Source organism: Klebsiella sp. JN_Kp127, assembly GCF_040062505.1.
GTDB classification, from domain to species: Bacteria; Pseudomonadota; Gammaproteobacteria; order Enterobacterales; family Enterobacteriaceae; genus Klebsiella; species Klebsiella quasipneumoniae.
This window is the reverse complement of sequence record NZ_JBEAHS010000007.1, coordinates 13,657-39,628: the sequence shown is the minus strand read 5'-3', so window position 1 is coordinate 39,628 and position 25,972 is coordinate 13,657. Positions and strand designations below refer to the sequence as shown.

The following is a 25,972-nucleotide window of genomic DNA, read 5'->3' as shown; positions in this document are numbered from 1 at the left end:
TGAGCATGTCTGAAGAAAAAATCGGTCAACACTATCTTGCGGCGCTGCACCAGGCCTTTCCGGGCGTGGTGCTGGACGAAGCCTGGCAGACCAAAGATCAGTTAACCATCACCGTGAAGGTCAATTACCTGCCGGAAGTCGTGGAGTTTCTCTACTACCAGCAGGGCGGCTGGCTGTCGGTGCTGTTCGGCAACGATGAACGTAAGCTGAACGGCCACTACGCGGTCTATTACGTGCTGTCGATGGAGCAGGGCACCAAATGCTGGATCACCGTGCGTGTGGAAGTGGATGCCAACAAACCGGAATACCCATCGGTGACGCCGCGCGTGCCGGCGGCGGTGTGGGGCGAGCGCGAAGTGCGCGATATGTACGGCCTCGTGCCGGTTGGCCTGCCGGACGAACGCCGTCTGGTGCTGCCGGACGACTGGCCGGACGAACTCTATCCGCTGCGTAAAGACAGCATGGACTACCGTCAGCGTCCGGCGCCGACCACCGACGCCGAAACCTACGAGTTCATCAACGAGCTGGGCAGCAAGAAAAACAACGTGGTGCCGATCGGCCCGCTGCACGTCACTTCCGATGAGCCCGGCCACTTCCGCCTGTTCGTTGACGGCGAGAACATTATCGATGCCGATTACCGTCTGTTCTATGTCCATCGCGGGATGGAAAAGCTGGCGGAAACCCGCATGGGTTATAACGAAGTCACCTTCCTGTCGGACCGGGTGTGCGGCATCTGCGGCTTCGCCCACAGCACCGCTTATACCACCTCGGTGGAGAATGCGATGGGCATCGTGGTGCCGGAGCGGGCGCAGATGATCCGCGCCATTCTGCTGGAGGTGGAGCGCCTGCATTCGCACCTCCTGAACCTCGGTCTGGCCTGCCACTTCACCGGCTTCGACTCCGGCTTTATGCAGTTCTTCCGCGTGCGCGAAACCTCGATGAAGATGGCCGAGATCCTCACCGGCGCGCGGAAAACCTACGGTCTGAACCTGATCGGCGGCATTCGTCGCGATCTGCTGAAAGAGGACATGATCCAGACCCGCCAGCTGGCGCAGCAGATGCGTCGCGACGTGCAGGAGCTGGTGGATATGCTGCTCAGCACCCCGAACATGGAGCAGCGTACTGTCGGCATTGGCCGTCTGGACCCGGAAATCGCCCGCGACTTCAGCAACGTTGGCCCGATGGTGCGCGCCAGCGGCCACGCTCGCGATACCCGCGCCGACCATCCGTTCGTCGGCTACGGCCTGCTGCCGATGGAAGTCCACAGCGAACAGGGCTGCGACGTCATCTCCCGCCTCAAGGTGCGGATCAACGAGGTTTATACCGCGCTGAACATGATTGATTACGGTCTTGATAACCTGCCGGGCGGTCCGCTGATGGTGGAGGGCTTCACCTATATTCCGCACCGCTTCGCGCTGGGCTTCTCAGAAGCGCCGCGCGGGGATGATATCCACTGGAGCATGACCGGCGACAACCAGAAGCTGTACCGCTGGCGCTGCCGGGCGGCGACCTACGCCAACTGGCCGACTCTGCGCTATATGCTGCGCGGCAATACCGTTTCCGATGCGCCGCTGATCATCGGCAGCCTTGACCCGTGCTACTCCTGCACCGACCGCATGACCGTGGTCGATGTCCGCAAGAAGAAGAGCAAAGTGGTGCCGTACAAAGAGCTGGAGCGCTATAGCATCGAGCGTAAAAACTCGCCGCTGAAATAAGGAATCGCCATGTTTACCTTTATTAAAAAAGTGATTAAGACCGGCACCGCGACGCACGCCTATCCGCTGGAGCCGATGCCGGTAGATAAAAACTTCCGCGGCAAGCCGGAGCATAACCCGCAGCAGTGTATCGGCTGCGCGGCCTGCGTGAACGCCTGCCCGTCGAACGCCCTGACGGTAGAGACCGATCTGGCCACAAACCAGCTGGCGTGGCAGTTCAACCTCGGGCGCTGCATCTTCTGCGGCCGCTGTGAAGAGGTCTGCCCGACGGCGGCGATTAAACTGTCACCGGAGTATGAGCTGGCGGTGTGGAAGAAAGAGGATTTCCTCCAGCAGTCGCGCTTCGCTATCTGCCACTGCCGGGAGTGCCAGCGGCCGTTCGCGGTGCAGAAGGAGATCGACTACGCCATCGCGCTGCTCAAGCATAACGGCGACACCCGCGCCGAGCTGCACCGCGAAAGCTTCGAAACCTGCCCGGAATGCAAGCGCCAGAAATGCCTGGTGCCGTCCGATCGTATTGAACTGACCCGCCACATGAGGGAGGCCAGCTGATGAGCACTTTACTTGGCCCACGCGATGAAAACGGCATTCCGGTGCCGATGACGGTGGATGAATCCATCGCCAGCATGAAGGCCTCGCTGCTGAAGAAAATCAAACGTTCCGCCTACGTTTATCGCGTCGACTGCGGCGGCTGTAACGGCTGTGAAATCGAAATTTTCGCTACCCTTTCACCGCTGTTCGACGCTGAACGCTTCGGGATTAAGGTGGTGCCTTCGCCGCGCCATGCCGATATCCTGCTGTTTACCGGGGCGGTGACCCGGGCGATGCGCTCCCCGGCGCTGCGCGCCTGGCAGTCGGCGCCGGATCCAAAGATTTGCATCTCCTACGGCGCCTGCGGCAACAGCGGCGGCATCTTCCACGATCTGTACTGCGTCTGGGGCGGTACCGATAAAATCGTACCGGTCGATGTCTATATCCCGGGCTGCCCGCCGACGCCCGCCGCCACCCTGTACGGCTTCGCCATGGCCCTCGGCCTGCTGGAGCAGAAAATTCACGCCCGCCTGCCGGGCGAGCTTGACGAACAGCCGACCGAGCTGCTGCACGCCGATATGGTGCAACCCCTGCGGGTGCGCATCGATCGTGAAGCGCGCCGTCTGGCGGGCTATCGCTATGGTCGGCAGATTGCCGACGACTATATGCGTCTGCTCGGCCAGGGAGACAGCCAGGTGCTGCGCTGGCTGGAGGCGGAGAAAGATCCGCGTCTGACCGAGATCGTCACCCATCTCAACCAGGTGGTCGAGGGGGCGCGTATCCGATGAGCGAGACGGTGGTGTTCAGTCAGCTGAGCCGTAAATTTATTGATGAGAACGACGCCACGCCGGGTCAGGCGCAGCAGGTGGTCTATTACAGCCTGGCGATTGGCCACCACCTCGGCGTTATCGACTGTCTTGAGGCGGCGCTGAGCTGCCCGTGGGACGCGTATCTGGCATGGATCGCCACCCTTGAGGCCGGCAGCGTCGCGCGGCGCAAAATGGAGGGGGTGCCGAAGTATGGCGAAATCGTCATCGACAGCAGCCATGTGGCAATGCTGGCCAACGCCTTTGATAAAGCGCAGTCCGCGCAGACCTCGCAGCAGCAGGCGTGGAGCAAAACAATGCTCAGCATGCTGCATGATATTCACCAGGAAAGCGCCATCTACCTGATGGTGAGGAGATTACGTGACTGACGTTTTACTCTGTGTCGGCAACAGTATGATGGGCGACGACGGCGCCGGCCCGCTGCTGGCGGAGATGTGCGCGGCGAACCCGGCCGGCCAGTGGGTGGTCATCGACGGCGGCAGCGCGCCGGAAAACGACATCGTGGCGATCCGCGAATTACGCCCCGAACGCCTGCTGATCGTCGATGCCACCGATATGGGCCTAAACCCCGGCGACATTCGCGTCATCGACCCCGACGACATCGCCGAGATGTTTATGATGACCACCCATAACATGCCGCTCAACTATCTGGTCGATCAGCTGAAAGAGGACGTCGGCGAAGTGATCTTCCTCGGCATTCAGCCGGATATTGTCGGTTTTTATTATCCGATGACCCAGCCGGTGAAAGCCGCCGTTGCCCGAGTGTACCAGCAGCTGGCAGGCTGGCAGGGCCACGGCGGCTTTGCCCGGCTGGAAGCCGCAGACGATTAACCCAGCGGTGCTCAGGGCTCCCCGACGGCGCGCGACTGACCGGCCGGGAGCCCCGTTACCGGCGGCGCCAGCTCAAGATTCTCTATTACTAATTTACCGGGCGACACCGAGACTCTGACCTGCGTGCCGACCGGGAATCCCGCCTGCTCCAGCCAGTCGCCGTTCAGGCTCAGCGCCGCATGGCGGGTGTAGCGCCGCGTCTCCCGCGTTTTGCGGTTCTCATGGCGTTTTCTGACATACCCCACGGTTAACTGGCGAATGGCCCTGGCGATCCCTCCGGCTGCGGTGGTGTGCTGTGCGTTCATGATGTGCTCCTTGCTGAAGATACCCCTGAAAATATACTGGATAAAATACCAGTTGTTGTGAACGGGAGGCAAACCAGAAACTGGAATCAGGCTCGAGAAAAAAACATGTAATAGATGCAACAGAAAGCAGCGCCCGTCCCCCGGTTAGCGCGGAGAGACGGGCGAGCGCGGGAGACGCGCTTAGTCGAGGTCGGCGCCGTTGCTGGCTATCACCTTCTGGTACCAGAAGAACGACTTTTTACGCTTGCGCGCCAGCGTGCCGTTGCCGGCGTCGTCGCGATCGACATAGACAAAGCCGTAGCGCTTGCTCATCTCGCCGGTTGACGCCGAAACCAGATCGATGCAGCCCCAGCTGGTGTAGCCCAGCACCGGAATACCGTCGCCGATGGCATCGCGCATCGCCTTGATGTGCTCGCGCAGGTAGCTGATGCGATAGTCGTCATTGATCTCCCCCCTGGCGTCAATCTCGTCCCGGGCGCCGAGCCCGTTTTCCACCAGGAACAGCGGTTTCTGATAGCGGTCGTACATCATGTTCATGGTGATGCGCAGGCCCAGCGGGTCGATGCCCCAGCCCCATTCGCTGGCCGGAATGTGCGGGTTCTTCAGCGACTTGACGATGTTGGCGGCATTGGTGTTGCTGGCGTTCATCTCCGCCGAGGCGCAGCGCGAGGCGTAGTAGCTAAAGGAGACGAAATCGACGGTGTTTTTGAGGATCTCATCATCGCCCGGCAGCTTCGCAATGGTGATCCCCTTTTCCCGGAATACCCGCGCGGCCCATACCGGGTAGGCGCCGCGCGCCTGGACGTCAATAAAGAACAGGTTTTCGCGGTCCTTCTCCAGCGCCATCCATACATCTTCCGGCTTGCAGGAGTAAGGGTAGAAATTACCGCCCGCCAGCATGCAGCCGACCTGATTCTGCGGGTTTATCTCGTGGGCGATTTTTGTCGCCAGCGCGCTGGCCACCAGCTCGTGATGCGCTGCCTGGTACTTCACCTGCTCCTGATTTTCTCCCTCTTCAAACACCAGCCCGGCGCCGGAGTAGGGGCTGTGCAGCATAATGTTGATTTCATTGAAGGTGAGCCAGTATTTGACCAGACCGTCAAAAGCTTCAAAGCAGGTGCGGGCGTAGTGGCTGAAGAAATCGACCATTTTGCGGTTGCGCCAGGAGCCGTACTCCATCACCAGATGCATCGGCACGTCAAAATGGCACAACGTCACCAGCGGCTCGATACCGTGCTTTTTGCACTCCTCGAACAGCGAACGATAGAAGGCGATGCCCTGCGGATTCGGCTGCTGCTCGTCGCCGCGCGGGAACAGGCGGCTCCAGGCGATGGAGGTGCGAAAGACGCTGAACCCCATCTCCGCCATCAGGGCGATATCTTCCTTGTAGCGGTGGTAGAAATCGATCGCCTCGTGGCTGGGGTAGAATTCGTCTTCGCGAAGCGTGAAGCGCTTCTCCAGGCCTAATTTTACCGGCAGACGGTGGGCGCCGTGGGGGAGGGTATCCACGGTGGCCATCCCTTTCCCCCCTTCGCGCCATGCGCCTTCTGACTGGTTGGCGGCCAGTGCGCCGCCCCATAAAAATCCCTGTGGGAAACTCGCCATGCGTTACCTCGTTATTAATGGTGTGTTCAGGCGTGGGTTGCCTGGGCCTGGGCCTGGCGCGCTCGGGCGTCGGCGGCGGCCTGTTCAACGGGAATATCTTCAAAGCCGAGGATCAGCGTCAGGGCAAACGACAGCACTACCGACAGCGCCATCACGCCAAATACCCAGACGATGGTCATTGGATTGGCTGGATCGAAAAACTGCACGCTGGTGAACAGCCCCGGCGCCGCCATCGAGTGGCTGGCCAGTCCGGCGATGCCCGCCACCGCGCCGCAGATAAAGCCGCTGATTAAGCTGGCGATCAGCGGGCGTTTCAGGCGCACCGCCACGCCGTACAGCGCCGGTTCGGAAATACCGGCCAGAATCGCCGATGCCGCGGCGGCCAGCGCCGTCTGGCGCAATTCCGGGTTTTTCGTTTTCCACGCCACCGCCAGCGACGAGCCGCCGAGCGACAGGTTGGCGCCGATCTCCGACGGCATTACCATGCCCTCTTTGCCGGTTTCGGCGATGGTCTGAATGATGGTCGGCGTAAAGACCCGGTGCATGCCGGTCATCACCAGCAGCGGCCACAGCCCGCCCATGATCGCCACCGACAGCCAGCCGAGATAGCTGTGGATCGTATAGACCAGCGCGGAAATGGCGCTGCCGATCCAGATGCCGAGCGGGCCAATCAGCAGGATCGCCAGCGGGGCGGCGATCAGCACGATCAGCATCGGCTTAAGGAAGTTTTTCGTTACCGCCGGGGTAATGCGATCCACCCAGCGTTCGATATACGACAGGCACCAGGTCATCACCAGCGCCGGGATCACCGTGTAGGTGTATTTCACCGCGGTCACCGGAATAAGGGCAAATTCGACGTGTTCGCCCTGGGCGGCTTTGGCCATTAATTCGATAAACCCGGGATGCACCAGCACCCCGGCGATAGCGATGGCCAGCGACATATTGGTTTTGAATTTCACCGCCGCGGAGGCGGCCACCATCAGCGGCAGGAAGAAAAACGCGCCGTCGCCGATAAGCGTCAGGAGGGTCAGCGTCGGCGAGCCTTTCGGCAACACGCCGCTCATCTCAAGGATCATCGCCAGCAGCTTGACCATCGATCCGCCGATAATCGCCGGGATCAGCGGCGACATGGTGCCGATCAGCGCGTCGAGGATCCCGGCGCCGATGCGTTTCAGGGTGATCGGCGCTTTGCCCTGCGGCTCGACCGGGCGCAGGTCGCCAGGCAGCAGATTCACTACCTCGCGATAGGCCTGAGAGACCGTGTTGCCGATGATCACCTGGCACTGGTTATCGCTGCGCACGACGCCGAGCACCCCGGTCAGGCCTTTCAGGGTAGGGCTATCGACCTGTTCGTTGTCTTTGACCACGAAGCGCAGACGCGTCATGCAGTGGGTCACGGCGACGACGTTATCGACTCCGCCTAATGCCGCGACTATCTGTTGCGCCAGGGCTGCATAATTTTTCGACATCGGATTTTATCCTGTTTATCAATAGGGTACTGATCTGTTACCGCGCCGCATCGTCGGGCGATACCATGCTTTATAGGAAACCGGTTCCACAAAATCATGGTGAGTTTCATTTGATTGCACAAGAAATAAAAAAAGATGATCTCATTTTTGTGATTTTGATCGCGAAGCGTCGCGGCGAGCAGGATCGCGGTGGTGAGCGGGGGGTGCTGTAAAAGCCAGAAACGTGCAGTACACTGCCTGCAACTTTTGCAACAGGAAGAATCACATGGCAACGATGCTGGAGGTCGCAAAGCGCGCGGGGGTATCGAAGGCGACCGTGTCGCGGGTGCTGTCGGGCAACGGCTATGTCAGCCAGGAGACCAAAGACCGGGTGTTTAAGGCGGTGGCGGAGAGCGGCTACCGACCGAATCTGCTGGCGCGCAACCTGGCGACCAAAACCACGCAAACCCTTGGCCTGGTGGTGACCAACACCCTCTACCACGGCGTCTATTTCAGCGAGCTGTTGTACCACGTGGCGCGGATGACGGAGGATAAAGGGCGGCAGCTGATCCTCGCCGATGGCAAGCACAGCGCGCAAGAGGAGCGGGAAGCGATCCAGTATCTGCTGGATCTGCGCTGCGATGCGATCATCATCTACCCGCGCTTTCTCACCGTCGACGAGATGGACGAGATCGTTGAGAACCACTCGCAGCCGATCATGGTGCTGAACCGCCGGCTGCGCCGCCACGCCAGCCACTGTGTCTGGTCCGATCAAAAAGCGTCGGCGATGCGGGTGGTGGAGCGGCTGATTGCCCTGGGTCACCGCGATATCGCCTTTATTACCGGCTCCCTTGACTCGCCCACCGGCGTCGAGCGCCTTGCCGGCTACAAAGACGCGCTGGCTGGCCACGGCATTACCCTCAACGAGGCGCTCATCGCCGAAGGGCGCTGGACGCCGGAAACCGGCGCGGCGGCGGTGGAGAGCCTGCGTCAGCGCGGGGTGACCTACAGCGCGCTGGTGGCGAGCAATGACGATATGGCCATCGGGGCGATGAAGCAGCTTCACCAGCTGGGCGTTAAGGTGCCGGAGCAGGTCTCGGTGGTGGGGTTTGACGATATTGTGCTGGCGCCGTACATGGTGCCGTCGCTCGCCAGCGTCCGGGTGCCGGTGACGGAGATGATTAAAGAGAGCATTAATCGCCTGATATTTATGCTCGATGGCGGGGAATTCAATGTTCAGCAGAGTTTCCCCGGGGCGCTGATCGAGCGTGAGTCGCTGGTGTCAGGTCCCTGCGCCTGACGTCGTCAGCTGTCATCGTCACTACTGACGATGACAGCGCGCTAACCATTAAATTTTACTTATTATCAATAAGATAAAAACTGGAACGTATTATGCATACTCCGGCGCCTAACCCTCTTACTGCTGGAGAAATGGATGAACCGTTTCATTATTGCCGATGCGAGCAAATGCATCGGCTGTCGCACTTGCGAAGTAGCCTGCGTGGTCTCCCATCAGGAACATCAGGACTGCGCCTCCCTGACGCCGCACACCTTTCAGCCGCGTATTCACGTCATCAAAGGGGTCAATGTCTCCACGGCCACCGCCTGCCGTCAGTGTGAGGACGCCCCGTGCGCCAACGTCTGCCCGAACGGCGCCATCAGCCGCGATAAAGGCTTTGTTCATGTGATGCAGGAGCGCTGCATCGGCTGCAAAACCTGCGTCGTCGCCTGCCCGTACGGGGCGATGGAGGTAGTGGTGCGGCCGGTGATCCGCCATAGCGGCGCCGGACTGAACGTCGTGGCGGAAAAAGCCGAAGCCAACAAGTGCGATCTCTGCTTCCACCGCGACAGCGGCCCGGCCTGCATGGAGGTCTGCCCGACGCACGCCCTGGCCTGCGTAGACCGCAACAAGCTGGAGCAGATGAACCAGGAGAAACGTCGCCGCACGGCGCTGGCCTGGTAAGCTCAGGCATGAACGGGGTGCAAATCCGCATTCGCGGTAAAGTGCAGGGGGTGGGGTTCCGCCCCTTTGTCTGGCAGCTGGCTCAGGGGCAGGCGCGCTGCGGCGATGTCTGTAACGACGGCGACGGCGTGCTGGTGCGACTGGCCGGGGACGATGATGGTTTTACTGCCGCCCTCGCTGCCCACTGCCCGCCGCTGGCGCGGATCGACAGCGTCGTCTGCGCCCCTTATCGCTGGGCGGCTCCGCCGCAGGATTTCACCATCCGCGAGAGCGGGGCGGGACGGATGCGCACCCAGATCGTGCCTGATGCCGCGACCTGCCCGGCGTGCCTCGCGGAGATGAATGATCCCCGGGCGCGCCGCTACCGCTACCCCTTTATCAACTGCACCCACTGCGGGCCGCGGTTAACCATTATTCGCGCGATGCCTTACGACCGGCCATCTACCGCGATGGCGCCGTTTCCGCTCTGTCCGCCCTGCGAGGCGGAATACCGCGATCCTGCCGATCGCCGGTTTCACGCCCAGCCGGTGGCCTGCCCCGACTGCGGGCCGCGACTGGAATGGCGGGCGCAAAGGGAAACGCTGGACGGCGAGGCGGCGCTGCAGTCGGCTATCGCCCGGCTGGCGGCGGGCGACATCGTGGCGATAAAAGGCGTCGGCGGCTTTCATCTGGCCTGCGACGCCGGCAACCCCGCTGCCGTTGCCACGCTGCGTGCGAGGAAACACCGTCCGGCGAAACCGCTGGCGGTGATGCTGCCCTCTGCGGCGGGGTTACCTGCCGACGCCGCGGCGCTGATGGGCTCCCCGGCGGCGCCCATCGTACTGATTAGCAAAGCGCAGGTCTCCGGCCTGTGCGACGAGATTGCGCCAGGGCTTGCGGAAGTTGGGGTGATGCTGCCGTCTAATCCGCTGCAGCATTTGCTTCTGCAGGCGCTGGCGCGCCCTATCGTGATGACCTCCGGCAACCTTAGCGGCCGCCCGCCGGCGTTAAGTAATACTCAGGCGCTCAACGACTTAGTCGACATCGCCGACGGCTTTTTGCTCCATAACCGCGACATCGTGCAGCGGATGGATGATTCGCTGGTGCGCTCAAGCGGAGAAATGCTGCGCCGCGCCCGGGGCTATGTCCCGGATGCGCTGCCGCTGCCGCCGGGACTGGAGAAGGTTCCGCCGCTGCTGGCGCTGGGCGCGGACATGAAAAACACCTTCTGCCTGGCGCGCGGGGGCGAAGCGGTTCTCAGCCAGCACTTTGGCGATCTTGGCGAGGAGGGCGTCGAGCAGCAGTGGCGCAGCGCGCTACAGCTGATGCAGAACATCTACGCCTTTATGCCGCAGCGGGTGGTGGTTGACGCCCATCCCGGCTATCGCTCGACGCAGTGGGCGGCGACTCAGCCGCTGCCGGTAGAGACAGTGCTACATCACCATGCTCACGCCGCGGCGTGCCTGGCGGAGCACCGCTGGCCGCTCGACGGCGGAGACGTCATCGCCCTGATCCTCGACGGAATCGGCATGGGGGAGAACGGCGCGCTATGGGGCGGGGAGTGCCTGCGGGTTAACTATCGCCAGTGCGAACATCTCGGCGGGCTGCCGGCCGTCGCGCTGCCGGGCGGCGACCTGGCGGCGCGTCAGCCGTGGCGTAATCTGCTGGCTCAGTGCCTGGCCTTTATCCCTGACTGGCAGGATTACCCGCAGACCGGTACGCTGCGCCAGCGCAACTGGCCGCTGCTGGCGCAGGCCATCGATCGCGGCATTAACGCGCCACGCGCCTCGTCCTGCGGACGGCTGTTTGATGCCGTCGCCTGCGCGCTGGACTGCGCCCCGGAGAGCCTGAGCTATGAGGGCGAGGCGGCCTGTCGGCTGGAGGCGCTGGCCGCCAGCTGCTCCGGCGTCTGCCATCCGGTCACGCTGCCGTGGCGCGGCAATGCGCTGGACTTAGCCACCTTCTGGCGACAGTGGCTGCGCTGGCAGGCGACCCCGGCGCAAAAAGCCTGGGCATTCCATGATGCCCTGGCCAGCGGACTGGCGGCGATGGCCCGCGACTGCGCCATCGCCCGCGGCATCGACACGATGGTCTGCAGCGGCGGAGTGCTGCATAACCGCCTGCTGGCGGCGCGATTGACCTTTTATCTGGCGGATTTTACTCTGCTGTTTGCGCAGCAGTTGCCGGCCGGCGACGGCGCAATCGCCTATGGTCAGGCAGTGATCGCCGCCGCCCGCGGACAGGCTCAAGGAACACAACAATGATAATGACAGTTTTACGCCAGCAGCCGCGCGCTGCGGGACTGGTGCTGGGGTTGATCGCGGCGAACTTACTGGCCTGGTGCTGGGCACTGCAGGCTTTTGGCGACAGCGGCGCGCTGATGGCCGCCAGCCTGCTGGCCTGGGGCTACGGCCTGCGCCACGCGGTGGATGCCGACCATATCGCGGCGATTGATAACGTCACCCGCAAGATGATGCAGCAGGGGCGGCGGCCTTTCGCCGTCGGGGCCTGGTTCTCGCTGGGCCACTCGTCGATTGTGGTGCTGGCCTCGGCGGCGATTGCCGCGACCGCCACGGCCTTCAGCGCGCAGATGAGCTGGCTGCACGACACCGGCAGCGTCATCGGCACCGCGGTGTCGGCGCTGTTTCTGCTGGCGATGGCCTTTATCAACCTGGTGATATTGCGCAGCGTCTGGCGCAGCTTTCGGGCGTGGAAGCGCGGTGAGCCGGTGAGCGACGAGATCGTCAGCGGCGGCGGGGTGATGAGCTGGCTGTTTGGCAAAACCTTTCGTCTGGTCAGCCGCAGCTGGCAGATGTACCTGGTCGGTTTCCTGTTCGGCCTCGGGTTTGATACCGCCACCGAAATCGGCGTGCTGGGCATCTCCGCCGCCGGCGCGTCGAGCGGGATTTCCGTCTGGTCGATTATGGTCTTCCCGGCGCTGTTCGCCAGCGGCATGGCGCTGGTGGACACCCTCGATAACGTGCTGATGGTCGGCGCCTACGGCTGGGCGTTCAGCAAGCCGCAGCGCAAGCTTTACTACAACATGACCATCACCGGCACTTCGGTGGTGGTGGCGCTGTTTATCGGCGGCCTGGAAGCGCTGGGTCTGCTGATGGATAAGTTTGCGCTCAGCGGCGGAATATGGCGCTGGGTCGGGGTGTTAAACGACAACCTCGGCGACGCCGGGTTTGTGGTGGTCGGGCTGTTTGTCGCCTGTTGGGCGCTGTCGGTGCTCAACTATCGCTGGCGCGGCTACGATAATCTGGCGCGTTAGGTTCAGCATTTTCCCGGCTTGCGCTGCGCTAAGCCGGGCGACAACAACTGTCCGGCGGCGCTACGTGGGCCTGCGTGGCGTATGCTGCCCGCACTGTTTTACGCAGGAGCCTGCTGCTCGTGGTGAGGCATTGTATCGGTGTCGCTCAGGCTGATTTTTAACTTCTTGAAAACATATTAATTTCTGTTAGCCCCTCCCTTCCCCCGCTTTTAACGACCTTATACATCTGTGATTCACCTCTTATTTACATCATTTAAACCAATCGTTAACTGGATAAAAACACGGCGGCCTCGTTATAGTAGTTTTGTAAAATAAAACACTGTTGTACAGGGTAAAACAAAACGAGGTGTTCATGGAGATCGTTACCGCGCCGCACCTTGCGGTCAGAAACGAGTGGCTTGCGTTACATCGTGAAGCGCCATTACAACCCGAGCTGCCCATCATTGATGCGCATCATCATCTTTGGGATCGGCAAACCGGCCGCTATCTCACCCATGAGTTCAGCGACGATATCCAGACCTCAGGGCATCGCGTTGTCTCATCGGTCTATGTGCAATGCCGCTCTATGTTGCGTCGCGACGGGCCGGAGACGCTTAAACCGCTTGGTGAAATCGAGTTTGCCAGCGGTATCGCCGCGATGTTCGCCAGCGGACATTATGCAAACGCGCTCGGATGCGAAGCCATCATCGGCGGGCTCAGTTTACTGGCGGGGGACGCGATGCAGCCTGCCATTGAGCGCGCGATAGCGTTATCCGGCGGGCGGCTGCGTGGGATGCGCAATCCGTTGGCCTGGCATCCCGATCCGCGGGTTACCTCCAGCCCGGTTACGCCACCGGCAGGCCTGGCGCAGAGCGCTCCGTTCCGCCGGGGCGCTGCCTGTCTCGCGAGGCATGCATTGTCGCTCGATGTATGGGTTTACCACACGCAGCTGGAGGAGATTGCCGATCTGGCGCGGGAAATACCAACGTTACAGATTGTGATCGATCACTGCGGCGGGCCGGTCGGCGTTGGACCCTGTTCAGAACGGGATCCGGACATGTTTCAGCAGTGGCGAAACGGTATGCGACGTCTGGCGGAACTGCCGAACGTATGCGTAAAAATTAGCGGCTTTGGGATGACGGTCAGGGGATTTCACTTCGCAGCGGCAGAGACGCCGCCGGATTCGCAAATGCTGGCACAGGCATGGATGCCGTGGTTTGAGACCATCGTTTCTCTTTTCGGTGCCGAACGCTGCATGTTCGCCAGCAACTTTCCCGTCGATAAAGGCATGTTCAGCTACGGCGTTTTCTGGAACGCCTGCAAACGCCTGGCGCAACAGGCGTCCCCTGACGAACAGGCGCAGTTGTTCTGGCGTACCGCCGCAACCTGTTATCGGTTAACCTCTGTGGAGAATATCAATGACCAGTAAAAGCGAGCTAAATCAATTTACTGCGACTAAAGCGACGCCTGACGCATTGCCACAACGCGTCGCTGAGAGGCGGACGCTGGCGCTGGGCGGCCTTGGCTGGACATTTGAAAGCTACGACTCCTTTCTGCTTTCATTGCTGTTGCCAGTGCTGGGCGTGGTGTTCGGTATTAATAAAACCGAGCTTGGGCTGTTTATCAGCGTCACGGCCGGGGGGCAGATTATTGGCGGGATCCTGTTTGGTTTTATCGCCGATAAAATTGGGCGTGTGAAAACGGCGCTGATCTGTATCGCCATCTATTCACTCTTTTCCGGCCTGTTAGCCTTTACGCACGATCAACAACATTTCGCGCTTTTACGTTTTTGCGGCGCGCTGGGTATGGGCGGAATGTGGACCTCGGGCGCGGCGCTGATTGCTGAAACCTGGCGACCTGAACGGCGCGCGCGCGGCGGCGCGTTGATGCAAATGGGCTTACCTGTTGGCGCGATTCTGGCTATCAGCCTGACGGCAATCGTCAGCTCGGTCAACGGCGGCCTGGAGCAGGGTGCATGGCGCTATCTGTTTATGATCGGCGCGCTGCCGGTATTCATTATGAGTGTGGTCGCCTGGTTCACACCGGAATCGCAGGTTTGGCTTGCTCGTCAACAGGCGAAGGCGACGAGTCGTCAACCTGCCGTCAAGCTGGGTAAACAGAATCTGCGAGGTCTGCTGTTGGCCTTTGTCTTTATCTTTTTTATTCAGTATCTGTTCTGGGGCGTATTTACCTGGACACCCACCTATCTGCGGGAAGTCAAACATCTGGATTTTTTGCACAGCCTGAAGTTTGTACTTGCGCTGCAGGCTGGGGCCATCGCGGGTTTTCTGGTGTTTTCGGTGCTGGCGGATAAGTGGGGACGCCGTCCGATGTTCCTGATTTATCTGTTAACCGGCGCCATTGCCGTCGCGCTGTACCTTGTGACCACGCAACCCTTCATTCTGATGGTGGCGATTTTCATGGCCGGTTTCGGGGTTAACGGTATTTTTGCGGGCTCGGGACCCTTCCTGGCGGAAATCATCGGGGACACCTCATCCCGGGGCTTCCTGATGGGGCTCGCCTATAACGGAGGCCGTCTGGGCGGATTTATTGCGCCGCTACTGATTGGCGCTGTCGCCAACGCTGGCGGTTTCACCGCGGGACTGGCGACGACCGTGGTTGCTTTCCTTGCGGCGATGCTGGTGGTGTGGCGAGCGCCGGAAACCAGAGGCATCAAGCTGAAGTAACTTATTTCATCTCTACATCGTTTTCCTGATAAACATAATGAAACCCTGCGAGGAAACCATGACCGATCAATTACCGCACCGCGCGAGCGATAACGACGCGCTGGAAAAAGAAACCATGCGACGGGTTATCTGGCGCATCCTGCCTTTCCTGGTGGTGAGCTACCTGGTATCGATTATTGACCGCGGCAACATAGGCATGGCGGCGCTGCAGATGAATCAGGATCTGGGCCTGAGTAAGGCGGCTTTCGGCTTCGCCAGCAGCTTGTATTTTGTGGCCTACTTTATCTTTGAAGTACCCAGCAACCTGGCGATGCAGAAGGTGGGGGCACGATTGTGGATCCCGCGCATTATGATCAGCTGGGGAGTGGTATCGATGTGTATGGCGCTGGTGCAAAATACCACCTCCCTTTACATCGTACGCTTTTTGCTGGGAGCTGCCGAAGCGGGCTTTTTCCCGGGCGTGGTGCTCTATCTTACCTGGTGGATCCCGTCGCGCTACCGGGCGCGGATCATCGCCTCGTTTATGGTGGCCATTCCGCTGGCTAACTTTATCGGTTCCCCGCTTTCCGGGTTGATACTGATGATGGATGGGTGGTTAGGTCTGCGCGGCTGGCATCTGTTATTCATTATTGAAGGGCTGCCGGCGGTCCTGCTGGGGATAGCCGCGTTTTTCATCTTGCGGGACCGTCCACACCAGGCTGGCTGGTTAAACGATCGTCAGAAAGCATGGCTGGAAAACACGCTTCAGGCGGAGCGCCAACAGCAGAAACAGATCGGCCACACCTCCACCTGGCAACTGTTGAAGCATCGTCAAATCTGGCTCATGGCGCTGATTTACGCCGGCGCCTCTTCTGCCGGCACGACCCTTAGCGTCTGGTCTCCCCAGCTGCTGAAGTCGTTCCATCTGGATAACCTGACCACCGGGCTGCTTAATGCCATCCCCTATGGTCTGGCCTCGGTGCTGATGATTGTCTGGGGGCGCAGTTCGGATCGAAGTAATGAACGCCGCTGGCACACGGCGCTCACCCTCTTTATGATCGCGGGCGGCGTGTTTGCGGCGTTTATCAATCTGTCGCTGCCGGCCACCATTGCGATCCTCAGCACCATTCTGATTGGCGCTTATGCGATGAAGGGGCCCTTCTGGGCGCTGGCGTCGGGCTGGATGAGCAGCACCTCAGCCGCCGCCGGGCTGGCGGCCATCGGGGCGATCGCCAACCTGATTGGCGGCGCGGTGATGGTGAATGCCTACGGCATGATTAGCGAACGGACAGGAAGCCATACGCTGGCGATGCTCCCGCTGGCAGGCTTGTGTCTGGCAGGCGGCATTGCGGTGCTGGCCATGGGGCGCCGTTACTCGCAGACGGCCAGGCAGGAAAAACAGATGACCCATTAATAAGCAAAGGCGGGATTTTTCCCGCCTTCTCAGCAAAGCTTACTCTTTCACACCGTAAAACGTTTCGCAGAATGTCTTACTGGCGCCTAGCTTGAGCGACAGGCGGTTGGCCGTCTCCTGCATGAGCTGGCTGATGCCGCTCGCTTTACGATCTTCCGTCAGACGCGATGCCGGCCCGGTCAGGGCCAGCGCCGCGATCAGTTTATCGTGGACGCCAAACACTGGCATGGCGAAGGCCGCGGTGTGCGGGTCGCGCGCGCCGGAGGTATAGAACGGCAGCGTCGGTTCGTCTTCCGGCAACGATTCACCCAATCCCCAGCGGCGTAAAACCTTACTGATAGCGGAACCATCCAGCGGGAACTGGCTGCCAGGCAGGTTGCTGTGGCGCAATCCCTGGGAGGCTTCGGCGCGGAACAGGCACAGGCGTTGCCCCCCCTCAATCACATACCAGCTTGCGCTTTCGCTGGAGGCCTGTGACAGCGCCTGCAATTCCGGCTGTACCACTCTGGCAAGTTCAAATGATTGCTCATAGAGCTTGCCAAGATAGAGCAGACGGTGGCCGAGCGTATAGGTGCCATCGTCGTGCCGGATGATGTAGTTCATTCGCTCAAGCGAATTCATCAGGCGATAAACGGTTGTTTTGTGATATCCCGAAAGCTGGGCCAGCTCCGTTAACGTCAGACTGTCATTACCGGGACGGAAGCAATCAAGTAAAGCCAGCGCCTTTTCAACGGCAATTACGCCTTCATTCCCCATCATGTTCTCCTTTTTGCCGAACAAAATTGTACCTGAATTTTGTGAGTAACTTCGTGTTTACATCACAAACAACTTCGCAACACTGGCGAAAAGCGAAGCAATGCACGTATAGTTGTTTTATATAGTACACATGAGTTGTATCTAGTAAAACAAATGGAGAGTCACCATGCCTGCTTCGCAACAGAAACTCATCAATTTTGCTATTGCGCGTGTTACCGCGGAAGAAGTCCGTCAGGCCGCCGAATTTCAGGCCGCCATTCTGGCTGACGTGGCCGGACGCCGTGGCACATTACATGGCCGCATCAAGCCGCTGGCGCCGCATATGGCGGTCGCCGGGCCGGCGATTACCGTCGAGGTTCGCCCGGGGGATAACCTGGCTATTCACGCCGCGATGGCCGTCGCTAAACCTGGCGATGTATTAGTGATCGACGGGAAAGGCGATCTCTCCTGCGCGCTGCTGGGGGAGATCATGGCCACGCAGGCGCAGGCCAGCGGTATCGCCGGGATCGTTATCGATGGCGCCGTTCGCGATGCGGAGACCTTAAGCAAACAACGCTTCCCGGTGTTCGCTGCCGGCCTGAACCCGTGCGGCCCGACCAAGTTCATTCCAGGCCGGGTCAATCATGCCATTTCGGTCGGCGGCGCCGCGGTGCAGGCGGGGGACTTAGTGGTCGGGGATATTGACGGCGTGGTCGTTATCCCACGCGAGGAAGTCCGCACCATCATCGAACTGGCGAAAGGCAAACTGGAGATGGAAGCAAAACGTCTGGTTGCTATCCGCGATGGCGATCTACGTCCGCACTGGCTGGAGAGCGCCCTGCGTCAGGCGGGGATGCTGAGCGAAGGGGAGACGCTGCCATGAGTGCTAAAAACGTGGTACTGATTACCGGCAGCGATTTGGCTGACGCGGCGCTGGGGATGCTGGAAGATTACGAACTTGTCTTTGCCGGCCGCCAGCCTACAGAGGCCCAGCTGATCGCTCTGTGCCAGCAGCACAATCCCGTCGCGATCCTGGTGCGCTATGGCCACATCACTGCCGCCGTTATGGATGCGGCCCCGGCATTGAAGGTGATTGCCAAACATGGCAGCGGCATTGATGTCATTGACGCCGAGGCGGCTGCCGCGCGCGGCATTCTGGTTCGCGCAGCGATCGGGGCGAATGCCGCCGCGGTGTCCGAACATACCTGGGCATTAATTTTGGCCTGTGCTAAGTCGGTCATTCCGCTCGACCGCCGCCTGCGTGAAGGGCACTGGGATAAATCCACGCATAAATCGCTTGAGCTTGAGGGCAGAACGCTGGGACTCATCGGCCTGGGCGCCATTGGCAGCCGGGTGGCGAAGATTGCCTGTGCCTTTGGTATGAAGGTTCTGGCTTACGATCCCTATGCGAAAGCGGTCCCGCCGGGATGTGAACGTGTTGCTGAACTTAACGATCTGCTCATGCAGGCCGATGTGCTGTCCCTTCATTGCCCCTTGACGCAACAAAACAGGGGAATGATCAATGCCGCCACGCTGGCGCAGTGTAAGCCGGGCGCCATCCTGGTCAATACCGCGCGCGGCGGGTTGATTGACGATGCGGCGCTGGCCGCGGCATTAAAAGCGGGGACCTTGCGCTGGGCGGCGCTCGACAGCTTTAACAGTGAACCATTAACCACGCCCCACATCTGGCAGGCGATCGATAATGTGATTCTGTCTCCGCATGTGGGCGGCGTAAGCGATGCCTCTTACGTGAAAATGGGGACCGCTGCCGCGGCCAATATTCTGCAGGCGCTGCAGGAGTCGGCTCAGACAGAAACAACGTATTAAGTGTTAATCGAACCTGCGCTTCCGGTTAATTATTTTGCCCTGATGAGCTTACGGGCGGCATCCGCAGGCCGGGTAAGGCGCAGCGCCACCCGGCAAACTAATCGTGCAACAGGGCTGCGTGGGAGGTAATGAACGCGTGCCCGGCGGCGCTGCGCTTGCGCGGGCCTACCGTATCTGAGCTTACGGGCTACATCCGTAGGCCGGGTAAGCGTAGCGCCACCCGGCAAAATGGCGGCGCAACAGGGATGCGTGTATTGCAGATACGGTTATTGGATTGCCATTTTCTCACTCCGGCAAAAAGCGTCTGTCGCGTGTGATTTCAGCGTACATTGCGCTCCCGGTTAATCGTCTGCGTTATGCCTGGCATGGCGCAGGGAGCGCACAGGGGGCGGCCAGTCGCCGCCGCCCCCTGTACCCCCGGGCTCCGGCCAGCAAAATCGCCGCTACGCGGTCCCTTCGACTTATCCCTGCAGGCTTCGGGTCGGGCCGAGGCAGCGTCCGTGCAAAACACGGCCCTCAGCCCGCATCCATGCGGGCTGCCCCGGCCTTCCGGGAACGTCTCAGCGATTTTGAGGCCGCCAGCACAGGCAGTTTCAGCAACCATGGTGAATATATTAACGACAGGTTGGACGATCCGTAGGCCGGGTAAGCGTAGCGCCACCCGGCAAAATGGCGGCGTAACAGGGATGCGTGGGAGGTAATGAACACGTGCCCGGCGGCGCTGCGCTTGCGCGGGCCTACCGTATCTGAGCTTACGGGTTACATCCGTAGGCCGGGTAAGCGTAGCGCCACCCGGCAAACTAACGGCAAAACAGGGCTGCCTGGAAGGTCATTCACTCACCAGCTGTTTGAGCAGCGCGAAGGCGGCTTTCATCTTGTCTTCGCTGACCACAAAGGCGCGCAGTTGATTCGCCGCATCCAGCCCTTTCGCCACCAGCCCCTCTTTGGCGGCCACGATGTTCCACGTCAGATCCTCGCGGCGGGTGTCGCCGGCCAGATGCAGCGGCAGATCCGGGGTCTTCACCTTCACCAGCATTGGCGGCAGCTTGAGTTCGCCTGCCTGCGCCAGCAGGTTTTTACTCAGGCACATGGCGCTGAGCAAAATCGGCTGCAGGAACGGCAGTACCGTACCGTTGATTTCCGCACAGTCGCCGAGGGCGTAAATCGCCGGGTCGCTGGTTTGCAGCTGGCTATTGACCACCACGCCGCGGTTAATCTGCAGTCCGGCGTGGCGCGCCAGCGAGGTTTCCGGGCGCAGGCCGGCGGCGGCCACCACCGCATCGACGGTTATCGCGCGCTGGCGGTCGAGACTGACGCGGATGCCGTCGGCGGTGTGTTCAAGCCTTTCCAGCTGCGTTTTTAACATCAGATGGACGCCCATCCCGGTGAGGCGATGCTGCAGACGGCTGCTGACCTCCGGCGGCATCAGCGCCGCCAGCACGCTGGCGGCATTATCGACCACCGTTACCGCTTTACCGGCGCGACAGAAATCCATCGCCAGCTCGCAGCCAATCAGGCCGCCGCCGACGATCAGCACCCGCCTGGCGTCGCGGAGCTGGCTCTGCGCCGCGCCATATTCGCGCTGGCTGTTCAGCGTTAGCATCAGCTCGCGGCCCGGCACCGGGGGGATAAACGGCGTGGCGCCGGTGGCCAGCACCAGTTTGTCGTAGCGCCACTGCTTATCCAGGCTTTTCACCCGATGGTTTTCAGCGTCGATATCGCTCACCCAGGTATGGGGAAACAAGCGCAGGTGGTACTGTTCGGCGAACTCGCCGGCGCTTTGCAGAGTCAGATCGTCGGCGTGCTGTCCGCGGCTGATGACGTGGCTGAGATCGGGCTTGTTATACTCATCCATGCTGTCGGCGGCGATGAGGGTCAGCGGGATCTCGGCATCCTGCTTACGAATATTTTTCACCAGCTGGCGGGCCGCGAAGCCCGAGCCGATGATGACGATGCCATCACTCATTTTGCCTCCGTCGCCAGAACATCAAACACATCTTTACCCAGCGAACATTCAGGGCAGAGGAAGTTATCCGGCACGTCGCTCCACGGCGTACCTGGCTGCACATCCTGGTTAGGTTCGCCCTTCGCCGGGTCATACACCCACTGGCAGACGCTGCACTGCATCATGGGACCGAGATCGGCGGCCGCGGCGGCGGCACAGGCGCACTCCTGTTGTTCCGGCGTGACTGTCGCTTCAGCCACCGGCAATGGAGCGAGCGCCCACTGGCGGGCGATGTCGCGCCCGTGTTGGCGGCACAGTTCGAGCGCATCGATATCCGGGCGCCATTTGGCCTTCAGACTCAGGGACATTTCAAACCCGGCATCCTGCAGGCGGGTGGACAGGCGGTCTACCGCGCCGCCGCTCCAGCCGTGGGAGCCAAAGGCGCTGGCGCGTTTGTTGCGAAAACGCAGCCCGGTCATCTCTTCCACCAGCCCGGCAATTTTCGGCATCATGACGTTGTTCATGGTGGAGGTGCCCACCAGAACGCCTTTTGAGCGGAAAACGTTGGTCAAAATGTCGTTTTTGTCGCTGCGGGCGACGTTAAAGATTTTCACCGCCACCCGTGGGTCGACCTCGGTGATCCCCTGGGCAATGGCGTCCGCCATCATGCGGGTGTTGTTGGACATGGTGTCGTAGAAAATCGTGATGCGATCTTCCTGATAATCCGCCGCCCATTCGAGGTATTTCTCGACGATTTGCGTCGGGTTATCGCGCCAGACCACGCCGTGGGAGGTGGCAATCATCGCTACCGGCAGGTTGAAGCCGAGAATTTCGTTAATTTTCGGCGTCACCAGGCGGCTGAAGGGCGTCAGGATGTTGGCGTAGTAGCGCTGGCACTGTTCGTACAGTTCAGTCTGGTCCACTTCATCGTTGAACAGATGTTCGTCGCAGTAGTGCTGGCCGAAGGCGTCATTGCTGAACAGCACCGCGTCGCCGGTCAGGTAAGTCATCATGCTGTCCGGCCAGTGCAGCATTGGCGTTTCCACGAAGATCAGCTGCTTACCATTGCCGATATCGAGGGTGTCGCCCGTTTTCACCACGTGGAAGTTCCACTCCGGATGGTGGTGGTGGCCGTTGATGGAGTCGATGGCGTTGGCGGTGCAGTAGATCGGCGTATCCGGGATCTGCATCATCAGCTCAGTCAACGCGCCGGCGTGGTCCTCTTCGGCGTGGTTAATAACGATGTAGTCGAGGTCGGCGAGGTCGATTTCGCGGCGCAGATTCTGCACGAACTCGCGGCTGAATTTATGATCGACGGTATCGATCAGCACGTTTTTCTCTTCGCGGATGAGATAGCTGTTATAGCTGCTGCCGCGCAGCGTTTTATATTCGGTGCCGTGGAAATCACGCACTTCCCAGTCACGTTGGCCAACCCAAAGAATGTTATTTTTCACCACAATAGACATAGCAACCTCAATTAATACAGTGTGTTCAAAGTCAGTTGATTGATGTATTACAAGTTGCGTGCCAGTTTTTTAACTTATTGAATAAAATCATTTTTTAAATTTTCATGATTTTAGTTGCTGTCAAAATGACAATGATTAAAATAGTCGATATGACTATATTGGCTGTCAAAATGACAATGGAGCGATGATGAGTTTTTCCGTCGAGGCGCTGGCGAGAATCGCCATTGATTTACAAAGCGATATCGGCCACGTCGACCGCTTTTCGCGCCTGATCGCCACCCTGCGGCAGATCCTTGGCTGCGACGCCTCGGCGCTGCTGCGCTATGAGGCCCATCAGTTTGTGCCGCTGGCGATCGATGGTCTGGCGCAGGATGTGCTTGGCCGGCGCTTTGCACTGGATGGGCATCCGCGGCTGGAGGCGATCGCCCGCGCCGGCGATGTGGTGCGCTTCCCGGCGGACAGCGACCTGCCGGACCCCTATGACGGCCTGATCCCCGGCCAGGAGAGCCTCAAGGTTCACGCCTGCGTGGGGTTGCCGCTGTTTGCCGGGCAAACGCTGATCGGCGCGCTAACTCTTGACGGCATGGATGCCGACCGCTTCGACAGCTTCAGCGATGAAGAGCTGCGACTGATTGCCGCGCTGGTGGCCGGGGCGCTGAATAACGCGCTGCTTATCGCCCGCCTTGAAGCGCAAAACGTCCTGCCCGCGCAGGTGGTGAATTACCCGCAGCCGGAGCGTCAGGAGATCATCGGCCTGTCGGCGCCGATGCTGCAGCTGAAAAAAGAGATCGAGATTGTCGCCGCCTCGGATTTGAACGTGCTGATCAGCGGCGAAACGGGGACCGGTAAGGAGCTGGTGGCGAAGGCGGTGCATCAGGGATCGCCGCGTGCGGCTAACCCGCTGGTGTACCTCAACTGCGCGGCGCTGCCGGAGAGCGTGGCGGAGAGCGAGCTGTTCGGTCACGTGAAAGGGGCGTTTACCGGGGCTATCAGCAATCGCAGCGGCAAATTTGAGATGGCCGATAACGGCACGCTGTTCCTCGACGAAATCGGCGAGCTGTCGCTGGCGCTGCAGGCGAAGCTGCTGCGCGTCCTGCAGTATGGTGATATTCAGCGTGTCGGTGATGACCGCAGCCTGCGGGTCGATGTGCGGGTGCTGGCGGCCACCAACCGCGATCTGCGCCAGGAGGTGGTGGAAGGGCGCTTTCGCGCCGACCTCTATCACCGGCTGAGCGTCTTCCCGCTGTCGGTTCCGGCGCTGCGCGAGCGGGAAAATGACGTGGTGCTGCTGGCTGGCTATTTTTGCGAGCAGTGCCGCCTGCGGATGGGGCTGGCGCGGGTAATTTTAAGTGAGGCAACGCGAAACAGGCTGCAGCAGTGGTCGTGGCCGGGCAACGTGCGCGAACTGGAGCATGCCATTCACCGCGCGGTGGTGCTGGCGCGGGCTACTCAGGCTGGCGATGACATAGTACTGGAGCCGCAGCATTTCGAGTTTACAGCGACTGCGCCGACGTTGCCGACCGAGGCGGCGGCAGCGGCGCCGGCAATGGGCAACGTGAATCTGCGCGAAGCCACGGATAATTTCCAGCGCGAGGCGATTGCCCGCGCGCTGGCGGCACATCAGGGCAACTGGGCGGCGACCGCCCGCGCGCTGGAACTCGACGTCGCCAACCTGCACCGGCTGGCGAAACGTCTGGGGCTTAAAGGATCCCGGCCTGGTAAAAGTTCTGCAGGTTGATGGCGCCGACCAGTTGGCCGTTTTCATCGACTACCGGCGCGGCGCTGATTTTGTGCTTCATCAGCCGCTCTTTAGCTTCCACCGCGCGGCTCTCCGCCTGTAGCGTCACGCCGTTGCGGGTCATCGCCTGCGCGACGCCGTCGTTTAAGGTGCCGCCGCCCACCAGCCAGCGGCGCAGGTCGCCGTCGGTGAAGACCCCCTGCACGCGGTTGGCCTCATCGCAGACCGCCACCAGGCCGAGCCCGGTGCGGCTTAGCTCGAGCATCGCGTTCATGACGTTGGCGTCCGTGCCGACGCGCGGCACTTCGTCGTCGCGGCGCATCAGGTGATGCACTTTGTTCAGCAGACGCGCGCCGAGCGCCCCTGCCGGGTGGGAGCGGGCAAAATCCTCTTCATTGAAGCCGCGGGCCTGCATGACCGCCATCGCCAGCGCATCGCCAAGCATCAGGGTGTTGACGGTGCTGGAGGTCGGCGCCAGGTGCATCGGACAGGCCTCTCGCTCGACGGCGATATCCAGCACCGCTTTCGCCGCCAGCGCCAGCGGCGAGGTGGATTTGCCGGTCATCGCCAGCAGCGGGATACCTTTTTCCTCCAGCCGCGGCACGATCAGATCCAGCTCTTTCGCGCTGCCGGAGTAGGAGATAAACAGCATCACGTCGCGGCCGTCGAGCATGCCAAGATCGCCGTGCAGCGCTTCCGCCGGATGGACAAAAAAGGCCGGGGTGCCGGTGCTGGCGAAAGTCGCCGCCAGCTTTTTGCCGATATGACCGGATTTACCGATACCGGAGACAATCAGTTTGCCCTCGCAGTGGATGATGGTTTCCGCCGCGCGGATGAAGTCGTCGCCCAGGCGTTCCGGCAGGCGGCTCGCCTCCTGTAGCTCCAGCATCAGGGTCTGGCGTCCGGCCTCTAACAAAAAGTTACTCATGATGTTCTCCAGTAATGATGACTTCTATGCCTTTGGCTTCCAGCGCCCGCTGGAATGCAGGGTCAATATCGGCATCGGTAATCAATTTATCCACGCGCTCCAGGCCGCAGACGATATTGGGGCTTTTACGGCCAAACTTTGACGAGTCGGCCATCAGGATCACTTCGCGGGCGGCGTTGCACATCGCCTTGCTGACGGTATACACCTCATTGAAGGTGGTGACGCCGGCGTTCAGATCGATGCCGTCGGTGCCCATAAACAGCTTGTCGAAACTGAACTGTTCGAAGGCGTTTTCCGCCAGCTGGCCGTGAAAGGAGGCCGATTTTTTGCGGAAGGTGCCGCCGGGCATCAGGATAGTCTGTTCATTATCCAGTTCGGCAAGGGCGTTGACGATATGCAGGCTGTTGGTCATCACCGTGATGTTATTGAAGCGGCTGAGCAGTGGGACCATCTGCAGCACCGTGCTGCCGGCATCGAGGATGAGGGAGTCGCCATCATGAATAAAGCGCACCGCCGCTTCGGCGATGCGCGCTTTCTTATGGGTGTTGATCAGCGTTTTATGATCGATCGGCGGATCGGCTTCATCTTTGTTGAGTACCACGCCACCGTAGGTGCGAATGACGGTGCCGGCGTTTTCCAGCGTGACCAGATCCTTGCGGATGGTGGTGCCGGTAGTATCGAAGTGTTGCGCCAGCTCTTCGACCGAGCATTTTCCCTGCGACTGCAGGAACTCGAGAATGGCTGCCTGGCGCTGACGTGGTTTCATAGGCGTCTATCCTGCGTTTAAGTTTCGAAG

24 protein-coding genes are annotated in these 25,972 nt (G+C 60.6%); 16 read left to right on the top strand and 8 right to left on the bottom strand.

Annotated elements, in window-relative coordinates; genetic code table 11:
* The first annotated feature begins 5 nt into the window (after nt 1–5).
* Genes hycE through hycI form a run of 5 tightly spaced genes read left to right on the top strand, consistent with a single transcriptional unit; the run spans nt 6 to nt 3,904 of the window.
* Nucleotides 6–1,715 carry a formate hydrogenlyase subunit HycE gene (gene hycE / locus ABLV04_RS05020; RefSeq protein ID WP_004205649.1) on the top strand — a complete coding sequence of 570 codons (1,710 nt, stop codon included), beginning with the start codon at nt 6–8 and terminating at the stop codon, nt 1,713–1,715.
* Between the two features lie 9 nt (nt 1,716–1,724).
* Nucleotides 1,725–2,267 (top strand): formate hydrogenlyase complex iron-sulfur subunit, encoded by a 543-nt coding sequence (locus tag ABLV04_RS05015; protein ID WP_023290793.1) that lies wholly within the window; start codon nt 1,725–1,727, stop codon nt 2,265–2,267.
* Nucleotides 2,267–3,034 carry an NADH-quinone oxidoreductase subunit B family protein gene (locus tag ABLV04_RS05010; RefSeq protein ID WP_002914891.1) on the top strand — a complete coding sequence of 256 codons (768 nt, stop codon included), beginning with the start codon at nt 2,267–2,269 and terminating at the stop codon, nt 3,032–3,034. Before ABLV04_RS05015 ends, ABLV04_RS05010 begins: the two co-directional genes overlap by 1 nt.
* Nucleotides 3,031–3,441, top strand: coding sequence for a formate hydrogenlyase maturation HycH family protein (locus tag ABLV04_RS05005; RefSeq protein WP_348815440.1), 411 nt, complete (start codon nt 3,031–3,033; stop codon nt 3,439–3,441). The genes ABLV04_RS05010 and ABLV04_RS05005 overlap by 4 nt, the downstream gene beginning before the upstream one ends.
* Entirely contained in the window at nt 3,434–3,904 is a 471-nt protein-coding gene (hycI, locus tag ABLV04_RS05000) for a hydrogenase maturation peptidase HycI (protein ID WP_023290791.1), read from the top strand. The genes ABLV04_RS05005 and hycI overlap by 8 nt, the downstream gene beginning before the upstream one ends.
* 11 nt (nt 3,905–3,915) lie before the next feature.
* On the opposite strand, the gene ABLV04_RS04995 is transcribed toward hycI, so the two are convergent.
* The 3 genes from ABLV04_RS04995 to ascF form a co-directional block, all read right to left on the bottom strand.
* Nucleotides 3,916–4,209: a SymE family type I addiction module toxin gene (locus ABLV04_RS04995; protein WP_023290790.1), complete on the bottom strand. Its 294-nt coding sequence runs from the start codon at nt 4,207–4,209 to the stop codon at nt 3,916–3,918.
* A 180-nt stretch (nt 4,210–4,389) separates the two neighbouring features.
* A complete protein-coding gene (locus tag ABLV04_RS04990) occupies nt 4,390–5,814 on the bottom strand; it encodes a 6-phospho-beta-glucosidase (protein ID WP_348815438.1) in 1,425 nt (474 codons plus the stop codon).
* A gap of 26 nt (nt 5,815–5,840) precedes the next feature.
* Nucleotides 5,841–7,283: a PTS cellobiose/arbutin/salicin transporter subunit IIBC gene (ascF, locus tag ABLV04_RS04985; protein WP_236947618.1), complete on the bottom strand. Its 1,443-nt coding sequence runs from the start codon at nt 7,281–7,283 to the stop codon at nt 5,841–5,843.
* A 65-nt stretch (nt 7,284–7,348) separates the two neighbouring features.
* On the opposite strand from ascF, the gene ABLV04_RS04980 reads away from it, so the two are divergent.
* The 8 genes from ABLV04_RS04980 to ABLV04_RS04945 all read left to right on the top strand — a co-directional run bounded on the left by ABLV04_RS04980 (nt 7,349) and on the right by ABLV04_RS04945 (nt 16,537).
* Nucleotides 7,349–7,495 (top strand): hypothetical protein, encoded by a 147-nt coding sequence (locus tag ABLV04_RS04980; RefSeq protein WP_158238019.1) that lies wholly within the window; start codon nt 7,349–7,351, stop codon nt 7,493–7,495.
* 53 nt (nt 7,496–7,548) lie between these two features.
* Nucleotides 7,549–8,562 carry a LacI family DNA-binding transcriptional regulator gene (locus ABLV04_RS04975; RefSeq protein WP_023290787.1) on the top strand — a complete coding sequence of 338 codons (1,014 nt, stop codon included), beginning with the start codon at nt 7,549–7,551 and terminating at the stop codon, nt 8,560–8,562.
* A gap of 135 nt (nt 8,563–8,697) precedes the next feature.
* Complete coding sequence (hydN, locus tag ABLV04_RS04970) at nt 8,698–9,225, top strand: electron transport protein HydN (protein ID WP_348815435.1); 528 nt, start codon at nt 8,698–8,700, stop codon at nt 9,223–9,225.
* Nucleotides 9,226–9,233: 8 nt separating this feature from the next.
* Nucleotides 9,234–11,468: a carbamoyltransferase HypF gene (hypF, locus tag ABLV04_RS04965; RefSeq protein WP_348815433.1), complete on the top strand. Its 2,235-nt coding sequence runs from the start codon at nt 9,234–9,236 to the stop codon at nt 11,466–11,468.
* Nucleotides 11,465–12,478, top strand: coding sequence for a HoxN/HupN/NixA family nickel/cobalt transporter (locus ABLV04_RS04960; RefSeq protein ID WP_048298103.1), 1,014 nt, complete (start codon nt 11,465–11,467; stop codon nt 12,476–12,478). The genes hypF and ABLV04_RS04960 overlap by 4 nt, the downstream gene beginning before the upstream one ends.
* Before the next feature lie 352 nt (nt 12,479–12,830).
* A complete protein-coding gene (locus ABLV04_RS04955; protein WP_032453872.1) occupies nt 12,831–13,886 on the top strand; it encodes an amidohydrolase family protein in 1,056 nt (351 codons plus the stop codon).
* Nucleotides 13,876–15,144 (top strand): MFS transporter, encoded by a 1,269-nt coding sequence (locus ABLV04_RS04950; RefSeq protein ID WP_023290783.1) that lies wholly within the window; start codon nt 13,876–13,878, stop codon nt 15,142–15,144. The genes ABLV04_RS04955 and ABLV04_RS04950 overlap by 11 nt, the downstream gene beginning before the upstream one ends.
* Nucleotides 15,145–15,202: 58 nt before the next feature.
* Nucleotides 15,203–16,537 carry an MFS transporter gene (locus ABLV04_RS04945; protein ID WP_023290782.1) on the top strand — a complete coding sequence of 445 codons (1,335 nt, stop codon included), beginning with the start codon at nt 15,203–15,205 and terminating at the stop codon, nt 16,535–16,537.
* Nucleotides 16,538–16,576: 39 nt separating this feature from the next.
* Here the strand turns inward: ABLV04_RS04945 and ABLV04_RS04940 are convergent, their stop codons facing one another.
* A complete protein-coding gene (locus tag ABLV04_RS04940) occupies nt 16,577–17,293 on the bottom strand; it encodes an IclR family transcriptional regulator (RefSeq protein ID WP_023290781.1) in 717 nt (238 codons plus the stop codon).
* A gap of 166 nt (nt 17,294–17,459) precedes the next feature.
* Here ABLV04_RS04940 and ABLV04_RS04935 point away from each other — a divergent pair, with 166 nt between their 5' ends.
* Together ABLV04_RS04935 and ABLV04_RS04930 are read left to right on the top strand one after the other, a co-directional pair.
* Nucleotides 17,460–18,155 (top strand): diguanylate cyclase, encoded by a 696-nt coding sequence (locus ABLV04_RS04935; protein ID WP_048298100.1) that lies wholly within the window; start codon nt 17,460–17,462, stop codon nt 18,153–18,155.
* Nucleotides 18,152–19,099, top strand: a complete 948-nt coding sequence (locus ABLV04_RS04930) for a hydroxyacid dehydrogenase (RefSeq protein WP_050533586.1) — start codon at nt 18,152–18,154, stop codon at nt 19,097–19,099. The genes ABLV04_RS04935 and ABLV04_RS04930 overlap by 4 nt, the downstream gene beginning before the upstream one ends.
* 829 nt (nt 19,100–19,928) lie before the next feature.
* Here the strand turns inward: ABLV04_RS04930 and norW are convergent.
* Nucleotides 19,929–21,065, bottom strand: coding sequence for an NADH:flavorubredoxin reductase NorW (norW, locus tag ABLV04_RS04925; protein ID WP_348815431.1), 1,137 nt, complete (start codon nt 21,063–21,065; stop codon nt 19,929–19,931).
* Nucleotides 21,062–22,510 (bottom strand): anaerobic nitric oxide reductase flavorubredoxin, encoded by a 1,449-nt coding sequence (gene norV / locus ABLV04_RS04920; protein WP_023290776.1) that lies wholly within the window; start codon nt 22,508–22,510, stop codon nt 21,062–21,064. The genes norW and norV overlap by 4 nt, the downstream gene beginning before the upstream one ends.
* A gap of 187 nt (nt 22,511–22,697) precedes the next feature.
* Between norV and norR the strand changes: the two genes are divergently transcribed.
* On the top strand, nt 22,698–24,248 hold the full coding sequence (gene norR, locus ABLV04_RS04915) for a nitric oxide reductase transcriptional regulator NorR (RefSeq protein WP_048335079.1): 1,551 nt from the start codon (nt 22,698–22,700) through the stop codon (nt 24,246–24,248).
* Here norR and gutQ read toward each other — a convergent pair.
* Nucleotides 24,211–25,176 carry an arabinose-5-phosphate isomerase GutQ gene (gutQ, locus tag ABLV04_RS04910; protein ID WP_032453823.1) on the bottom strand — a complete coding sequence of 322 codons (966 nt, stop codon included), beginning with the start codon at nt 25,174–25,176 and terminating at the stop codon, nt 24,211–24,213. The two genes, norR and gutQ, sit on opposite strands and share 38 nt — an antisense overlap.
* Nucleotides 25,169–25,942 (bottom strand): DNA-binding transcriptional repressor, encoded by a 774-nt coding sequence (locus tag ABLV04_RS04905; protein ID WP_004205671.1) that lies wholly within the window; start codon nt 25,940–25,942, stop codon nt 25,169–25,171. Before ABLV04_RS04905 ends, gutQ begins: the two co-directional genes overlap by 8 nt.
* Nucleotides 25,943–25,972: the final 30 nt, after the last annotated feature.

Coding starts and splice junctions, on each gene's coding strand:
- ABLV04_RS04955 (WP_032453872.1), top strand. CDS start 12,831: ATGGAGATCGTTACCGCGCCGCACCTTGCGGTCAGAAACGAGTGGCTT.
- ABLV04_RS04975 (WP_023290787.1), top strand. CDS start 7,549: ATGGCAACGATGCTGGAGGTCGCAAAGCGCGCGGGGGTATCGAAGGCG.
- ABLV04_RS05010 (WP_002914891.1), top strand. CDS start 2,267: ATGAGCACTTTACTTGGCCCACGCGATGAAAACGGCATTCCGGTGCCG.
- norV (WP_023290776.1), bottom strand. CDS start 22,510: ATGTCTATTGTGGTGAAAAATAACATTCTTTGGGTTGGCCAACGTGAC.
- ABLV04_RS04990 (WP_348815438.1), bottom strand. CDS start 5,814: ATGGCGAGTTTCCCACAGGGATTTTTATGGGGCGGCGCACTGGCCGCC.
- norR (WP_048335079.1), top strand. CDS start 22,698: ATGAGTTTTTCCGTCGAGGCGCTGGCGAGAATCGCCATTGATTTACAA.
- hypF (WP_348815433.1), top strand. CDS start 9,234: ATGAACGGGGTGCAAATCCGCATTCGCGGTAAAGTGCAGGGGGTGGGG.
- ABLV04_RS04945 (WP_023290782.1), top strand. CDS start 15,203: ATGACCGATCAATTACCGCACCGCGCGAGCGATAACGACGCGCTGGAA.
- norW (WP_348815431.1), bottom strand. CDS start 21,065: ATGAGTGATGGCATCGTCATCATCGGCTCGGGCTTCGCGGCCCGCCAG.
- ascF (WP_236947618.1), bottom strand. CDS start 7,283: ATGTCGAAAAATTATGCAGCCCTGGCGCAACAGATAGTCGCGGCATTA.
- ABLV04_RS04935 (WP_048298100.1), top strand. CDS start 17,460: ATGCCTGCTTCGCAACAGAAACTCATCAATTTTGCTATTGCGCGTGTT.
- gutQ (WP_032453823.1), bottom strand. CDS start 25,176: ATGAGTAACTTTTTGTTAGAGGCCGGACGCCAGACCCTGATGCTGGAG.
- ABLV04_RS05015 (WP_023290793.1), top strand. CDS start 1,725: ATGTTTACCTTTATTAAAAAAGTGATTAAGACCGGCACCGCGACGCAC.
- ABLV04_RS04980 (WP_158238019.1), top strand. CDS start 7,349: ATGCTTTATAGGAAACCGGTTCCACAAAATCATGGTGAGTTTCATTTG.
- ABLV04_RS04940 (WP_023290781.1), bottom strand. CDS start 17,293: ATGGGGAATGAAGGCGTAATTGCCGTTGAAAAGGCGCTGGCTTTACTT.
- ABLV04_RS04995 (WP_023290790.1), bottom strand. CDS start 4,209: ATGAACGCACAGCACACCACCGCAGCCGGAGGGATCGCCAGGGCCATT.
- hycE (WP_004205649.1), top strand. CDS start 6: ATGTCTGAAGAAAAAATCGGTCAACACTATCTTGCGGCGCTGCACCAG.
- ABLV04_RS04930 (WP_050533586.1), top strand. CDS start 18,152: ATGAGTGCTAAAAACGTGGTACTGATTACCGGCAGCGATTTGGCTGAC.
- hydN (WP_348815435.1), top strand. CDS start 8,698: ATGAACCGTTTCATTATTGCCGATGCGAGCAAATGCATCGGCTGTCGC.
- ABLV04_RS05005 (WP_348815440.1), top strand. CDS start 3,031: ATGAGCGAGACGGTGGTGTTCAGTCAGCTGAGCCGTAAATTTATTGAT.
- ABLV04_RS04960 (WP_048298103.1), top strand. CDS start 11,465: ATGATAATGACAGTTTTACGCCAGCAGCCGCGCGCTGCGGGACTGGTG.
- ABLV04_RS04905 (WP_004205671.1), bottom strand. CDS start 25,942: ATGAAACCACGTCAGCGCCAGGCAGCCATTCTCGAGTTCCTGCAGTCG.
- ABLV04_RS04950 (WP_023290783.1), top strand. CDS start 13,876: ATGACCAGTAAAAGCGAGCTAAATCAATTTACTGCGACTAAAGCGACG.